This window comes from Pedobacter sp. GR22-10 (genome assembly GCF_026239715.1).
Taxonomy (GTDB): domain Bacteria; phylum Bacteroidota; class Bacteroidia; order Sphingobacteriales; family Sphingobacteriaceae; genus Pedobacter.
The window spans coordinates 474,805-491,546 of the sequence record NZ_JAPIVR010000002.1 but is presented as its reverse complement, the minus strand read 5'-3'; the positions used below and the strand labels follow the sequence as shown (position 1 = coordinate 491,546).

Sequence of the window (16,742 nt, the reverse complement as noted above, 5' to 3'; positions counted from 1 at the left end):
GTTTAAGCTTGTTTTAATATTTGGTATAATTCTATATAATTTGTAGCAGCCTTATCCCATGAATGATCAATTTTCATCATGGTTTTCCGAACGGCTTTAAAAGCTTTTTTATCACGATATAATTCAACAGCTCGATTTATAGCATGGGTTACATCCCATACACTGGTTTGGTCATGGCAAATTCCGAAACCGCCATCACCAATATCAACAACTGTATCTTTCAATCCACCAACCCTACGCACAATAGGTACTGTACCATACCGCAAGGCATAAAGTTGATTTAAACCACAGGGTTCCACCCTTGATGGCATTAACAGAAAATCTGCACCTGCATATATTTCGTGAGAAACCTGTTCATTGTAACCAATGTATGCGTTGTAATTTCTACTGTGGTAATCTTTAATTTGATTTAACCTTCCTTCCACCCAACTATCTCCGGAGCCCAAAACCAGGATGTTAATATTGTCACCGTGTTGATGTAAAGCGGAATAAAAAATATCCGGAAGTAAATCTGCACCCTTTTCATCCACTAATCTTCCAATAAAGGTGAATAGTGGCTTGGAAGAATCTAACTGAAAAACATCGCATAGCGCTTTTTTGTTTGCGGCTTTTCCACTTTCTACTGTTTTTAAATTATAACCTTTTTTAAGCATCGGATCTGTTTCCGGATTCCAGACTTCACTGTCGATCCCATTCAGTATCCCGACAGATTTCCACCGTTCCTGTCTTAATAAACTCTCGAGTCCGCGGGCATTACCCATCATTTCTTCCAGGTAACTTGGCGAAACCGTGGTTACCCGCCATGCACATTTAATGGCAGAAGCTAAGGGATTGATGGCATCTTCCCAGCCCAGTAATCCACCTTTCCATAAATCAAAAGCAGGAAGATAGTAAAGCTTATTCCAGCCAAACTGCCCCTGGTACTGTGCATTGTGAATGGTTAGGACGGTAGGAACTTTGCTGATGGATTGATATTTCAGGCAGTTTGCCACCATGAAAGGAACCAGTCCGGTGTGATGATCATGGCAGTGAATGACATCCGGGCGATGCTCCCATTGCGCAATCCAATCCAATGTAGCAATCTGAAAAGCGACAAAACGTTCCGTATCATCTTCATAACCATAAACGTTAGGCCGGTCTGTAAGTCCCTGGATATGGACTAAATATAAATCGAATCCTAATTTATTGGTTTTTTCTTTTAAAATGCGGTATTGAAAATGGTGATTACCGTAATTAGACCAGGCATCATAAGTTACTTCAAATTCACTTTCACGGATAAATTTAGTATCGTACGCAGGAACAACCACCTTGGCAATGTGGCCTATTTTGTTCTGGTACTTTGGTAAAGCCCCAACTACATCAGCTAATCCGCCAACTTTAGCAGCAGGGTAACACTCGGCGCTTATATGTATAATTTCCATCAAATATTTGGTGTAGATAACTGTGTTAAGTTAGTAATTGTTTTCCGATTTGAAAATATTGAGGAATTTATTTGGGTTGGAAAAGATGATTTTTCATTGTCTATTGTGAGCCAGTGGTTTGAGCAAATATTTTTAAAAACAGAAAGCCTTAAATGTGAATATTATTTTAATCCAATTGCACATTATAGTTATTAGAAAAGAGGTATTTCACATTCCTGCCAACATTTTAGGCATAAGCTTGTTTGTTGATAAACACTTAAAATAGCTTATGGCTGAACAGCACCTTTATCAAACTGGAATAATAGGAAATTGTGCATTTATGGCACATGTTAATAAGAATACTGATATATCTTGGCTATGTTGGCCTCGTTTTGACAGTCCTTTTGTATTTGGAAGTTTACTGGATAAAAATAAGGGGGGTGAATTTTCAATTCTTCCACAGGGTGAATATAGTTCTACTCAATATTATATCGAAAATACCAATGTATTAAGAACGGAAATCACGACTGAAGGCGGAAAATACCGCATTACAGATTTTGCGCCGCGTTTTAGATTGCATGAAAGGTACTTTAAACCCCTGATGTTTATCCGGAAAATTGAACCATTAGAAGGCAACCCACGGATAACCATTAAATGCCAGCCGGTATGCGATTATGGTAAAGGCAGGATGCGGGCCAGCCGCGGAAGCAATCATATTGATTATTTAGGCTGTGATGAAAATATCAGGTTGAGTACCAATGTTTCTCTTACTTATATTATTGATGAAAAGGCATTTGTACTCAATGAGACAAAATATCTTGTCATGACCTACGGACAAAACCTCGAGGCGCCTATTGTAAGTACGGCAGAAAATTTTCTTCGTGAAACCATTGGCTACTGGAGGTTGTGGATCAAACATTCTACCATCGCTGGGTTTTATCAACCTCTTGTTATCCGCTCAGCCCTCGTGTTGAAAATTCATCAGTATGAAGATACGGGTGCCATTATTGCAGCAAGTACCACCAGTTTGCCGGAATCTCCGGGTAGTACCAGAAACTGGGATTATCGTTATTGCTGGTTGAGAGATTCTCATTATGTGCTGACTTCTTTAAATCATATTGGTCATTTTGAAGAAATGGAAAAGTATTTCAATTACCTTTCTGATATTTCGCACAATGAAGATGAACGTTATCAGCCCCTGTATGGCATAGCAGGAGAAAGGGAAATCATTGAAACCACACTCGACCATTTAGAAGGTTATAAAGGCGAGAAACCCATCAGGATTGGTAACCAGGCTTATGAACATATTCAGAACGATATTTATGGACAGGTTTTAACTTCAATGTTACCGCTTTACACTGATCATCGTTTTGTGTTTTCAGAGCGAAGTGATTCTGTAAAATGGATTGAAAGCGTGCTTTCTAAAATTGAAAGAACAATAGATGAAAAAGATGCTGGTATTTGGGAATTCAGAAATATTGCCAATGTGCATTGCTATAGTAATCTGTTTCAATGGGCCGGGGCACATGCGGCACTAAAAATGGCCAAAACCATTGGTAATCCTGATTTTGAAGCGCGGGCACAAATTTTAATAGATAAAGCTGCCGCTCATATTGAAGCTTGCTATGATCCTGAACGAAAGGTTTATACCAATGCTGTTGGCAGTCCGTATTTAGATGCCAGTACGTTACAACTGATCATGATGAATTATCTTGACCCAGCTTCTGACCGTGCCAAAGATCATTTAATTGCTTTGGAAAAGGAGTTAAAAACTGAAGATGGCTTGTTCTACAGGTATTTGCATGCCGATGATTTTGGAAAGCCTAAAACGACTTTCTTAATCTGTGCTTTCTGGTATGTGGAAGCATTAGCTTGTGTGGGTAGGGTTGATGAAGCGATTAAAGAATTTGAAAACATTATCAAATACTGTAATCATTTGTTGCTTTTCAGTGAAGATGTTGATGCCAAAACTGGTAGCCAGTGGGGGAATTTTCCGCAAGCGTACAGCCATGTTGGTTTAATGAACGCTGCACACCGCATCGCGATTAAGTTAGACAGGCCGATATTTTTATAACGATGAAAATAATTTTCCCGCAGATTTAGAAGATTTCCGCTGATTTGTTTCCGCGATGATCTTCTTAAATCAGCGGGATTTTTGTCATTGCCACATTGCGCCTAACAAAATGATATTTTAGAAGATTTCCGCTGATTTGTTTCTGCGATGATCTTCTTAAATCAGCGGGATTTTGTCATTGCCACATTGCGCCTGGCGAAATGATATTTTAGAAGATCTCCGCTGATTTGTTTCCGCGATGATCTTCTTAAATCAGCGGGATTTTTTGTCATTGTCACCTTGAGCCTGACGAAATGATATTTTAGAAGATTTCCGCTGATTTGTTTCCGCGATGATCTTCTTAAATCAGCGGGATTTTTGTCATTGTCACATTGCGCCTGACGAAATGATATTTTAGAAGATCTCCGCTGATTTGTTTCCGCGATGATCTTCTTAAATCAGCGGGATTTTTGTCATTGTCACATTGCGCCTGACGAAATGATATTTTAGAAGATTTCCGCTGATTTTTTTCAGCGATGATCTTCTTAAATCCGGGATATTTTTTTTAAAGGTAAAAAAAATGGCCTGCGAAATACAGACCATTTGAATTATGTATTATGTACGAAATAAATTAAAGTGATGGTTTAATTTCTATAACCTCATCTTTTAATAAACCCCAAAGTAATTTCCTCACTTCCTTAAAGTCATTTAAATAATATTTCGCTTCAGAGATGTTATTTCCCACTTTGATGGTAAATGCATCATTTGGAAGGGCTTTGAAAATATCTTCATCGGTATGGTCATCGCCAAGTGCCAGGATGAAATCGGGTTGCTTACCATACAGCCAGTTAAGTGCAGCTTTTCCTTTATTTACTTCCATATTCTTAAATTCGATGACCTTATTGCCCGGCATTAACTGTAGTCCCTTATCTGCGGCCAGAATCTTCAGGTGACTTACAATTTCATTCGCCCTTAAATCGCCTAATCCCTCTTCTGCCTTGCGGTAATGCCACACTAAGGAATAACTTTTTTCTTCAATGAAAGAGCCGGGTGTCCTGTCTGTATAAGTTTCCAGGATAGATTTCATTTCCTGTTTCCATTGATCGGTGAGGAGTGGTAAACAGTTCCATTTATCGCCATAGGCTTTTTGCCAGGCACCATGTTCCGCTATAAGGTCTACCTTTAAATGGCCAAACCATTTTTCAAGGGTTTCATTTCTTCTGCCACTGATGATGACCACGGTATTTGCCGGATCTGCCGTTAACCTGGTAATTAAATTATAAAGTTCCTCATCAGGCGATGCATCATCAATATTTCCGGCAAAATCTACCAGGGTTCCATCATAATCAAGGAATAATACCCGGTTTGTGGTATGGTCATATTTTTCGGAAATTACTTCTTTAATCGCCGTTACGGCATGTTTTGTAAGTAATGAGTTTTGAGAATCTTTCACTTCGTCTAGTCTTAATATAAAATTATTTACCCAATGCTTCACATTGAATTTTTCTACAATGTTCCGCATGGCTTTCATGCGGATATGCTGTTCTTCTACTGGCATTTTTAAAGCCAATACGATGGCTTCCATAATATCTCCAATGTTATTTGGATTCACAATTACTGCATCTGTTAGTTCCTTGGATGCGCCAGCCATTTCGCTTAAAATAAGTACGCCGTTGTTATGATTTCTACTGGCTACATATTCTTTACTTACTAAATTCATACCGTCACGCATGGGGGTAACCAGGCAAATGTCTGCAGTGGCATAAAGGGCTGATAAAATTTCAATCGGAAAAGAGCGATAAAAATAGTTAACCGGAATCCAGTTAATGGAGCGGTACCGGGCATTTAAATTCCCTACAAACTGGTCAATTTGTTCTTTTAAATCCCTGTATTGCGGAACAGTGTCTCTGGATGGGACCACAATCATATACAACTCTATCTTACCAATAAATTCGGGATGAGCCTGCAATAATAATTCCAGCGCTTTTAGGCGCTCCAGAATGCCTTTACTGTAGTCAAGCCGGTCAATGGAGAGGATAACTTTCATGTCTTCCTTTCCGTTCCGGAAGTATTCAATTTCCTTTTGAACTTCATCATGCGACGTAAGATTAGAAAACTTATCAAAATCAATGCCCATTGGAAAGGCTTCTACTACAATCTGCCTTTCGTTGTTGTTTAAAACATTGGCTGTTGAATTTACCGGTAATAAGCGGGTTGCTGTACTTAAAAAGTGGCGCACATCATCATAGGTATGGAAACCAATCAGGTCGGCGCCTAACATGCCGTTCAGCAATTCATCCCTCCAGGGAATTAACCTGAATATCTCATAAGATGGAAAGGGAATATGCTGAAAGAAGCCTATGGTAGATTGTGGCAATTGATCACGCAGGATGCCTGACAGGAGCAGGAGCTGATAATCCTGAATCCATATTTTATCTTTTGCAGAAAGTACATTTGAAGCGGCTTTTGCAAATTTATGATTTACGGATTTATAACAATCCCAATAACTTTGTTCATAATGCGCATAGGTAACGAGATAATGAAAAACAGGCCATAAAACCTCGTTTGAAAAACCTTCGTAATATAAATTAATTTCTTCCTGGGTAAGAAATACCGGGTAGAGGTTAAGTACAGCGAGTTTATCTATGACTTCCTGTTGCCTTTCTTCCGGAACTTCAATTCCCGGCCAGCCAATCCAGATGGAGTTACCTGTTTTATAAACATCTCCAAGGCCTGTTGCGAGTCCGCCTTCACTTGGGATGAAGGTATACTCGTTATTTTCTTCTATAATTTTAACGGGTAGTCTGTTCGATATTATAACTGTTTTCATGCTTGTATTTGATGTATCCACATAAATAAAAGCTTGTAACAGCGTTTTTGTTTGAATATTCGTGTTAAAAAAACATTGAAATGATTTAAACCAAATTATATTACCAATAACTTTTCAAAACTTAAGGGGGTGAAAAGGTCAGGTTTGACTCTGATTTTTTAAATCCGGATCAGACGTAATTGAATACTAAAGAAAAAGTGGTTTGTTCATTCGGAACAGACACAACTTCTATACTTCCGCGATGCATTTTCATGATGTTGCGGCTAATGGTTAAGCCAATGCCCGAACCATTTTTCCTGGTGGTATAAAAAGGAACAAAAATCTTTTCCAGATCTGACTGATCTATTCCCTTACCATTATCGGTGACGTCTATATAAAGTTTAGTGTTTTCCAACCGGTGCCTAACTGTGATATGAGGCTGATCAAATCCTTCAACAGCATAAATACTGTTGGTGATGAGGTTAATTAATACCTGTTCAATCAGTTTTAAATCAAGCTGAACAGTAATTTTTGAACTGGTTTGTTCAATATCCAAAAGCACATGTTTAACTTTCGCAAAAGGCTGCATTAAAACCATGATGTGTTTTAAAATTTCGCCAATGGTATGCGATTCGAGATTTGGTGTAGGTAACTCTGCAATGAGGCGGTAATCCTTTACGAAATCCAGCAATCCGGCAGAACGGCGTTTAATTGTTTGGAGGGCCATTTTCAGGTCTTCCATCTCATCTATATTCAGGTTCTCCTTATCAGTAACCATGCTGTTAATGGTATCAGACAACGAACTGATCGGTGTAATGGAATTTAAAATTTCATGTGAAATGACACCTATTAACCGGTTCCATGCTTCAGTTTCTTTTTGTTCAATTTCATCCTTAATGTTTTGAAAGCTGATGATCGTATAATTTTTCCCGTATAAGTTAAGGGGAATAACTTCCGTTGAAAGTTGAATAAACTTCTCCTGTATTTTCAGTTCCAGGAAACGTTTGCCGCCACCGGATATCTGATCAATTTCATTTGCGAATGCCGGTAAATGTTGTTTTAAGCGATGCCAGTATTTGTAAGCGGGCACACCCAGTAAATTTGAGGCTGCCTGGTTAAAGAAGGCAATTTCCTGATTTTGGCTCGTTGTTGTAGCATTGTTAATTACGATTACTCCTACAGGAACCTGCTCCAGAATGGTTTTAATGAGCTGAAACATGGCTTCCTGCTCTAAGCGGATCTGTTTATGAACCAGAAGAATCTCCCCAAATGATTCGTACAGCTCCGGGAAACTTCCTTTGGTGGTTTTGTTTTTAAAATTTAAGGTATGATCGCGTGTTTTAACTGCCAATATAAACCGTTTGATATCCGAACGGATTTCATTGATATAATGGTACAAGGAGATGACGGTACCCAGAAAGATCAGTCCCACCCCGATAATGGTAAACCAGAGTTGTGTATTTTTAATAAGGTAGAACAGCAGGTAAGCCAGTATATTAATCACCAGCAACCGGAATATTAAACGGAAAGTAAAACGTTTGTAAAACATATTTTAAGGTTGAGGGTCGAAGGTTTTAAGGTGGAGGATTTTGCTTGCGAGATAAACCTCTCGCTCGCTGCCTTTTTACCTTCTACCTTAGATTATATTCCAAATTTCTCTATTCTTCTGTACAAAGCTGCCCTGGTTAAACCCAGTTCGGCGGCAGCTTTTGATATATTTCCTTTGTGTTTATCAATGGCTTTCTGCACCATCATTTTTTCCATATCACCCAATGCCATTTCTTCGGGTACAGTATTAGTTTGGGTAAAACGTTGCGGACTAAGCTGTAAATCTTCATCAGTAATTTCTTTTCCATCACTCATAATAACCGCCCGCTCCAACACATGCTGCAGCTCCCGCACATTTCCAGGCCATTTATAATTTAAAAGGATTTCTTCAGCTTTGCTGCTTAAATTTCGGGTTTCTTTATGGTATTTTGAGCTGAACACCTGCATAAAATGATTGGCTAAAAGCAGAATATCTGTACCGCGTTGTCGCAAAGGTGGCAATAACAGTTCAACCGTATTGATCCGGAACAGTAAATCCTGTCTGAATGTATTTTTGGCAACCATTTCATTCAGGGGCATATTGGTTGCAGTGATCAAACGAACATCCACTTTGCGTGCTTTGCTTTCACCTAAACGAATCACCGTTCTGTTTTGTAACACACTTAACAGTTTAGCCTGTAAAGGAAGGGTTAAATTCCCGATTTCATCTAAAAAGATCGTCCCGCCATCTGCGAGTTCGAAACGGCCGGGTTTATCTTCTTTTGCATCGGTAAAAGCACCCTTGGCATAGCCAAAAAGCTCGCTTTCAAATAAGTTTTCATTGAGCGATCCTAAATCCACATGCATAAAAACCTGGTTCTTCCGTTGTGAGTTTCCATGGATCTCATAGGCGAAAACCTGTTTTCCGGTACCGTTCTCACCGAGGATTAAAACGTTGGCATCTGTAGGTGCTACCTTTAATAACGTATTTTGCAGCTGTTTAATGCCTGTTGCCTGACCTACAATGTTTTCAAAACCCCGTGTTAAATCTTTTTGTAATGAGGTATGAATTTTTTCGAGTTTCTTTACTTTCCGGTTAGATTCGCGAAGTTTTGAAGCTGCAGAAAGGGTAGCAAACAGTTTTTCATTTTCCCAGGGCTTGAGGATAAAATCAGTTGCACCTTTTTTAATGGCCTTTACGGCGAGCTCCACATTTCCAAAAGCAGTCATCAGGATCACCACATAATCCTTATCGATGGATAAAATATGCTCAAGCCAATACAAGCCTTCCCGCCCGTCGCTGGCACCTTTCTGGTAATTCATGTCGAGCAAAATAATATCTACCTCATTCCTGCTCAATAACACATTAATTTCTTTGGGCGATTTACAGGTGATGACCTGCTTTACCTGTTGTTTGAGGAAGAGACGGGCACTTAATAAGATATCATCATCATCATCAATGATTAAAACTGTGGCTTCTAAACCCCCAGGGCCTAAAGGGGAGCTTTCCTTTCTATCATTCATATCAAATGTATTGTTAAAACTTCAATTAATTTGAACATAGCTAAATTCTTTTCAAATGTTGTTCTTGAGGGTAATTTCTTTTGGAATTTGTCATTTCCACCTCGCCTGTAACTGCCACTTTATTGGGGGCATGCGGTAAATTTAGCCAAACTGTCCGCTCCCGCACAATAACTGTCCGAAAATGAACATAATAAATTTAATAATTTTTTTAATGTTCTGATTTTAAGGTGTTTAATTGTTTTTTATCGCTTTGGCACATACTTGGTTAATAAGCAAATCAAATAGTACAACCGAACAATGGATAAAAAAATAGAGAAGAAAAGATTTAGCCGTAAAACCTTAATTATGATTGGAGGAGCAATAGCATTTGTGGCCATTGTACTTTATGGTTATACTTTATCACTTAAAAAAACATATCATGCAGATGCAGAGAAGTTAACCATTAGCAAAGTAGCATACGGCGATTTTGAAGATGTGGCGCTCCTGAACGCCAGCGTTGTTCCATTAACATCTGTTATCGTAAGTTCATCTGAAGGAGGTACGGTTGCTGAAATCTTTACAGAGAATGGTGCTTCTGTTGTAAAAGGTACTCCATTATTGAGAATCTCGAACGCTAATGCAATCTTAAGTTATACCTCAAGCCAAACCGCTGCGACTGAGCAAATTAATCAACTGCGTAAGTCCAGATTGGATTTGGAGCAAAATCAAAGGGTTTTAAATCAGGATGTTTTAGATGTCGAAAATAGCTTAAGAACTGCTGCGCGTCAGTATCATTTAGATAGTGCACTTTTTGCGAAAAAGGTGATCACCCTACAGGAGTTTAATAAATCAAGTCAGGATTATGAATATTACCAGGGTAAACTTAAGATTGTTCGCCAGGCTGTAAAACAAGAAAATCAAAGCAGGAGAATGCAGCTGATGCAAATTGACCAGTCAATGGCGCAGATGAATGAAAGTTTGGAAATGATCCGCAAAAACATTGAGAACATGACCATCAAGGCACCTGTTTCCGGAAAATTATCATCTTATGATCCGGTTACCGGTAAATCATATAACTCCAATGAAATGATTGGGAAAATTGATGTATTGAAGGGATATAAATTACAGGCTGGTGTGGATGAATACTATATTAATCGTGTAAAAGAGGGGCAAACTTCCACCTGTGAATTCAACGGGAAAACGTACAACCTGACGGTTAGTAAAGTAATCCCCGAAGTTACAGCGGGCCAGTTTCAGGTTGAAATGGTGTTTAAAGGTGCAGCTCCGGAAGGTTTGCGCAGAGGTTTATCCTTGCAAACGAAGTTAACCTTATCGGATAACAGCAAATCATTATTGCTGGCACAGGGGCAGTTTTTCCAAAGTACCGGCGGCTCATGGGTATTTGTGGTGAATAATGGCAAGGCAACTAAGAAAAACGTAAAAATAGGGCGAAAAAATTATCTTTATTATGAAATATTGGATGGTTTGACCAAAGGTGATGAAGTGATCACCTCATCTTACGATCAGTTTAACCAGTACGACCAGTTGGAGATCGCTAAGTAGTATCCTCATCCGAGCTCCCCGGAGAGAAGCAAAAAGTAAAACCTAAATAACGAAAAAGCTAACTTGTTGGCACAAATTAATTTAATATGAACACTCCAAAAGCCCTTTCTGCCAGGGAGGGTTGGGTGGGGCTAAAAACCTGATACTAAAACGCTATGATTAAAATAGAAAATCTGGAAAAAGTTTACAAAACCGAAGAAGTCGAAACTACGGCCCTGAACGGCATTAACCTTCACGTCAAAGCGGGAGAATTTGTTTCTATCATGGGCCCTTCAGGCTGCGGAAAGTCTACATTATTGAATGTAATGGGATTATTGGATAAGCCAGAAAGTGGCAGTTATAAATTTATTGATACTGAACTTTTAAGTTTAAACGACAGAGAGCGCTCCAATTTCAGGAAACGAAATATGGGCTTTGTTTTCCAGAATTTTAATTTAATAGACGAATTAACCGTATTTGAAAACATCGAACTGCCTTTAATTTACAATAAAATCCCGGCAGCAGAGCGGAAGCAACTGGTGAACGAAATCATTGAACGGATGAATATCGTTAACCGCAGTGGCCACTTTCCACAACAACTTTCCGGTGGACAGCAACAACGGGTTGCCGTGGCAAGGGCATTAGTGACCAAGCCAAAATTAGTTCTGGCCGATGAGCCTACCGGAAACCTGGATAGCTCGCATGGCAATGAAGTGATGGAATTGCTTTGTGAACTGAATGAAACCGGAACTACAATCGTGATGGTAACGCACTCCAGTCATGATGCCAGTTTTTCCAACAGAATCATTAACCTAAAAGATGGTCATGTAATTTCTGAAAAGATAAATAAAAGTAGAAACGAAGAGCTGATCTAAGGCTTAAACCTTACACCTCGTAAAAAAGATTTTAGTTTAGTTAATGATAGGTCTTCCTAAAAATCTTCCCGGATGGGAAGATTTAGGCAAGGCGCTGGAAAAGCTGACTAAACCGAAAATATAAAATTAAAGAGGCTAAGGCTTTCATATACCTGTCTTGAATAATTGATACTATTTACCTGATACTAAAAGATGTTCAAACTCAACCTAAAAATCGCCTTGCGAAACCTCTGGAAAAACAAAGGATTTTCACTGATCAATATCGGAGGACTGGCCATTGGCTTAGCCAGTTGTATGGTTTTATTGCTCTACGTTGCTTACGAGTGGAGTTATGATAAGCAGTTTACCAACAACGATAAAACTTATGTGGTTTATCAAAACATGGAGGCTAATGGTAAAACTTTTAGCTGGGCATGGACCCCTAATGTAATGGCTAAAGAAGTGCAGGAAAAATTACCGGGAGTAAAATATGCATCACATTCTACCTATCCACGAGCTCATCTAATTACCGTTGATCAAAATAAACTGATTAGCAAGGTTGTTTTCGCTGATCCTTCTTTCCTTAAAATATTAAATTATAAGTTCCTTAAGGGCAATCCTGTAAAAGTTTTGGAGAATGTAAATACTATAATTCTGACAAAATCATTTGCAAAGAAGTTATTTGGGGACGAAGACCCCATTAACAAAACGGTGAAGCTGGAGAATCAGGAGGTTTTAAAAGTTGAGGCCATTATAGAAGATATCCCGGCCAATAGCAGTTTAATTTTTGAATGTATCATGCCATGGGATTTATTTTTGAAGAGAGAAACTTGGGCAAAGGAAAATAACTGGGGTAATAACATGTGCCTGACGCTGGTTCAATTGCAGGATAATAAATTTTTTCCGGCGGCAAATACTTATATACATGATATTTACAAACGCAATCAAAAAGAAAACCTGGCAGTTGCATTATTACATCCTTTATCCAAATGGCATTTATACGGCGATTTTGTAAACGGAAAATCTGTAGGTGGAAGAATAGATCAGCTCAAAATATTTTTATTACTTGCGTTTTGCATTCTGTTAATTGCCTGCGTAAACTTTATGAATCTATCTACTGCCCGTTCCGAGCGTAGAGCAAAAGAGGTTGGCGTTCGTAAAGCTATTGGTTCTTCAAGGCAATCTTTAATCAACCAGTTTTTTTTAGAGTCTATCCTAATCACAGTTGTTGCCACGGTTATTGCTTTTATTTTAGTTGAGGTAAGCATTCCCTATTTTAATAATTTATTAAATATCAAATTAGAAATTGATTATAGCAATTTTAGATTTTGGACTGCGCTTTTTATTTTAATGATTTTTACAGGATTTATAGCGGGTAGTTATCCGGCACTTTACCTATCTTCTTTTGAACCCATTAAAGTATTAAAAGGTTTAAAACTCAAAACTGATTCTTCAGTATCGGTGAGGAAAGTTTTAGTGGTAGGACAATTCGTCTTTGCAGCCTGCTTAATCGTGTGTACAGCAGTAATCTATCAGCAACTGAATTACATTAAGAATAAACCAATTGGTTATGACCAATCTAACCTCGTCCAGATTGCCGTGCAAGGTAAAATGAAGAAATATAAAAACCTGGAGTTGCTCAAAACACAATTACTTAAATCTGGCGCTACGAGTGATGTGACATTTTTTAGTATGGATGTTACGGAAGGAGGCAATAATACCATTGATATCCAATGGCCAGGAAAAAATCCAAATGAAGAGGTTTCTTTTAACCACAGATCCATTGGCTATGATTTTATAAAAACCATCGGTACGGAGATACTTAGTGGTCGCGAATTTTCGGAACAATATCCGAACGACAGCAGCAATGTGATGCTCAATGAATCGGCCGTAAAAATGATGGGTTTAAAGAATCCAATTGGTGCGGTGATCACTTTTTGGGGTACCAAGTTCACCAATGTTGGTGTTGTTAAAGATTTCGTTGTAGAAAGCGCTTATCAGAAAGTGGCACCAATGATTTTTCGTTTGGCACATAACGAAGATTTTAGTGTCATTCTTGTGCGTTTAAATCCTGGTCAGAACATCAGTTCATCACTAAATAAAATTGATGCGCTCGTAAAAGAAATAGAACCTAATTATCCGGTTAACCGCAAATTTGTCAATGAATCTTTTGAAGTAAAATTTCAGGATGAAAAGATACTGGGTACACTCTCCAATTGGTTTGGTTGTTTTGCCATCTTCATTTCTTGCTTAGGCTTATTAGGATTAGCGCTTTTCATGGCCGAACAACGCAAAAAAGAAATCAGCATTCGTAAAGTTTTAGGTGCGAGCACGGCCAACATCCTAACGCTTTTAAATAAGGATTTTATCAAACTCGTTGCTATTGCGAATGTGGTTGCCTTTCCACTCGCTTATCTGGTCATCAATAAATGGCTTTCTGCATTCGAATACCGGGTTGATATATCATTTTGGCCATTTGCACTTGCCATTACAATATCTGTTTTAATTGCTGTTTTAACCGTGAGCATTCAGTCGGTAAAGGTAGCGAAAGCGAACCCGGTTGATGCGCTTAAATATGAATAAAAATAAGTGATAAGTTATACGTTTTAAGTCATAAGTGAAAAACTTATAACTTAAAACTTACCACGTAAAACTACAAAAATGTTCAAATTAAACTTGAAAATCGCCTTGCGAAACCTTTGGAAGCACAAAGGCTTCTCCTTAATAAATATTGGTGGCTTGGCTATAGGTTTAGCCAGTTGTATGCTGCTATTATTGTATGTGTCATACGAGTTTGGGTTTGATAGGCAGTTTAAGAATTACAATACAACTTATATTGCCCATACCAATATGACAGCCAATGGTAAAGTGCACAGTTGGGCCTGGACACCTGGTTTATTAGCCCCGGAGCTAAAAGAGAAATATGCCGGTATTGTAAATGCTGCGAGATCTTCTTATCCATTTGAACAACTAATTAGCTATAATGATAAAAAAATTAAAAACAGAGGTTTGTTTGCTGACCCATCTTTTCTTGATATACTGGATTATAAATTTCTAAGTGGTAATGCGGTAACGCCACTTAAGGATATTAATAGCGTTATTTTAACTCAATCATTAGCAGAAAAATTATTTGCAGGCGAAAATCCTTTAGGTAAAATAGTGAAGCTGGATAATAAAGAGGGGTTAAAAGTTGAAGCGGTAATTGCTGATATACCAGCAAATAGCAGTATCAAATTCGATTATTTAATGCCCTGGAAATTAAATGAAAAAACACACGAATGGATAGCTAAGCAGGGATGGGGGAGTAATTTCTGTTTAACCCTGGTACAACTTCAAAATACTAGTTTATTGGATGGAGTAAATGCTAAAGTTAAAGATATTTATAAAACCCATGATAATGAATCAAATACCAACGAATTGTTTTTGCATCCCTTATCAAAATGGCATTTGTATAATGAATTCGAAAATGGGGTAACTATTGGTGGAAAAATAGACCAACTGAAGATTTTCTTTATGCTGGCAATTTGTATCCTCCTTATTGCTTGTGTAAACTTTATGAATCTTTCTACCGCCCGATCAGAGAAAAGAGCAAAAGAAGTTGGTGTTCGCAAAGCAATTGGATCAAGCAGAAAATCATTGATAGCTCAGTTTATTCTGGAAAGCATTTTACTCTCTTTAATTGGAACTGTTGTTGCTTTTACTTTAGTTGAGATTAGTTTGCCGTACTTTAATACGCTGTTAAATATTAATCTGATTATTCAATACCATGATTGGAGAAATTGGGCAACTTTAACCGGATTAATTTTATTTACCGGCTTACTTGCAGGTAGTTATCCGGCATTTTACCTGTCATCTTTTGAACCTGTAAAAGTGCTTAAAGGCTTTAGACTCAAGACAGGATCGGCTATGTCGATTAGAAAAGTATTGGTTGTTTCTCAGTTCGTATTCGCGGCAAGTCTAATTGTTTGCACTGCAGTTATCTATCAGCAATTAAACTACATTAAAAACAAACCAATAGGCTATAATCAGGGTAATCTGATACAAATGGCAGCTGCAGGTGCTTTAACGAGTACAAAAAAAATCGACTTATTAAAAACGCAGCTTATCAAATCCGGTGCTGCCCAACACGTTTCTTTGATGAGTATGAATATTGATGAAGGTGGAAATAATACCTCAGATATCAGCTGGCAGGGCAAAAACCCCAATGAAAAGGTACTATTTAACCAAAGGGGGATTGGTTACGATTTTATAGCAACTACGGGTACTGAAATGATTAAAGGAAGAGAATTTGCTGTCGAATTTCCAGGTGATTCTAACAAGGTTTTGATAAATGAAGCTGCTGTTAAAATAATGGGACTTAAAAATCCGGTGGGTACAATAATTAACTATGGTGATTCCAAAGCTACTATTATAGGCGTAATGAAAGATTTTGTTGCAGAATCTCCATACCAAAAAGTAGCACCAATGATTTTTAATAAAATATATAGTGACGAAGGAGGAGTAATTTTAATTCGACTAAATGAAGCGCAAAACATCAGTGCCTCATTGGTACAAATAGATGCACTCGTAAAAGCTATAAATCCGGATTATCCTGTGGATAGAAAATTTGTCAGCGAATCTTTCGAAGAAAAATTTCAGTCTGAAAAACTTTTAGGCACACTTTCAAACTGGTTCGGCGGTTTTGCGATATTCATCTCTTGCTTAGGCTTATTAGGATTAGCGCTTTTCATGGCCGAGCAACGTAAAAAAGAAATCAGCATCCGTAAAGTTTTGGGCGCGAGCACAAGAAATATTCTTACACTTTTAAATAAAGATTTTATCAAACTGGTGGCGATAGCCAACATCATTGCTTTTCCACTGGCTTATATCATTATTAATAAATGGCTTTCATCTTTCGAATACCGGATAAGCATATCTATTATGCCTTTTGCATTGGCGATCGCTATTTCTATTATAATTGCCGTTTTAACCGTGAGCATTCAGTCGGTAAAGGTAGCGAAAGCGAACCCGGTTGATGCCTTGAAATATGAATAAAAATAAGTGATAAGTTATAC

The 16,742-nt window shown here is 38.1% G+C and carries 9 protein-coding genes; 5 read left to right on the top strand and 4 right to left on the bottom strand.

Annotated features, from left to right (window positions below; translation table 11 throughout):
- Nucleotides 1–2: 2 nt before the first annotated feature.
- Nucleotides 3–1,421 (bottom strand): glycogen synthase, encoded by a 1,419-nt coding sequence (locus OQX64_RS09480; RefSeq protein ID WP_265818584.1) that lies wholly within the window; start codon nt 1,419–1,421, stop codon nt 3–5.
- A 268-nt stretch (nt 1,422–1,689) separates the two neighbouring features.
- Between OQX64_RS09480 and OQX64_RS09475 the strand changes: the two genes are divergently transcribed.
- A complete protein-coding gene (locus OQX64_RS09475; RefSeq protein ID WP_088302147.1) occupies nt 1,690–3,474 on the top strand; it encodes a glycoside hydrolase family 15 protein in 1,785 nt (594 codons plus the stop codon).
- A 610-nt stretch (nt 3,475–4,084) separates the two neighbouring features.
- On the opposite strand, the gene OQX64_RS09470 is transcribed toward OQX64_RS09475, so the two are convergent.
- The 3 genes from OQX64_RS09470 to OQX64_RS09460 form a co-directional block, all read right to left on the bottom strand.
- Nucleotides 4,085–6,283 (bottom strand): bifunctional alpha,alpha-trehalose-phosphate synthase (UDP-forming)/trehalose-phosphatase, encoded by a 2,199-nt coding sequence (locus OQX64_RS09470; protein WP_265818583.1) that lies wholly within the window; start codon nt 6,281–6,283, stop codon nt 4,085–4,087.
- 169 nt (nt 6,284–6,452) lie between these two features.
- A complete protein-coding gene (locus OQX64_RS09465; protein ID WP_265818582.1) occupies nt 6,453–7,811 on the bottom strand; it encodes a sensor histidine kinase in 1,359 nt (452 codons plus the stop codon).
- A gap of 92 nt (nt 7,812–7,903) precedes the next feature.
- A complete protein-coding gene (locus tag OQX64_RS09460; protein ID WP_088302381.1) occupies nt 7,904–9,313 on the bottom strand; it encodes a sigma-54-dependent transcriptional regulator in 1,410 nt (469 codons plus the stop codon).
- A 297-nt stretch (nt 9,314–9,610) separates the two neighbouring features.
- On the opposite strand from OQX64_RS09460, the gene OQX64_RS09455 reads away from it, so the two are divergent.
- The 4 genes from OQX64_RS09455 to OQX64_RS09440 all read left to right on the top strand — a co-directional run bounded on the left by OQX64_RS09455 (nt 9,611) and on the right by OQX64_RS09440 (nt 16,722).
- Nucleotides 9,611–10,855: an efflux RND transporter periplasmic adaptor subunit gene (locus tag OQX64_RS09455; protein ID WP_265818581.1), complete on the top strand. Its 1,245-nt coding sequence runs from the start codon at nt 9,611–9,613 to the stop codon at nt 10,853–10,855.
- Between the two features lie 155 nt (nt 10,856–11,010).
- Nucleotides 11,011–11,709 carry an ABC transporter ATP-binding protein gene (locus tag OQX64_RS09450; protein ID WP_088302383.1) on the top strand — a complete coding sequence of 233 codons (699 nt, stop codon included), beginning with the start codon at nt 11,011–11,013 and terminating at the stop codon, nt 11,707–11,709.
- A gap of 192 nt (nt 11,710–11,901) precedes the next feature.
- Nucleotides 11,902–14,271, top strand: a complete 2,370-nt coding sequence (locus OQX64_RS09445; RefSeq protein ID WP_265818580.1) for an ABC transporter permease — start codon at nt 11,902–11,904, stop codon at nt 14,269–14,271.
- Nucleotides 14,272–14,349: 78 nt separating this feature from the next.
- On the top strand, nt 14,350–16,722 hold the full coding sequence (locus OQX64_RS09440) for an ABC transporter permease (RefSeq protein WP_265818579.1): 2,373 nt from the start codon (nt 14,350–14,352) through the stop codon (nt 16,720–16,722).
- The last annotated feature ends 20 nt before the right edge of the window (nt 16,723–16,742 follow it).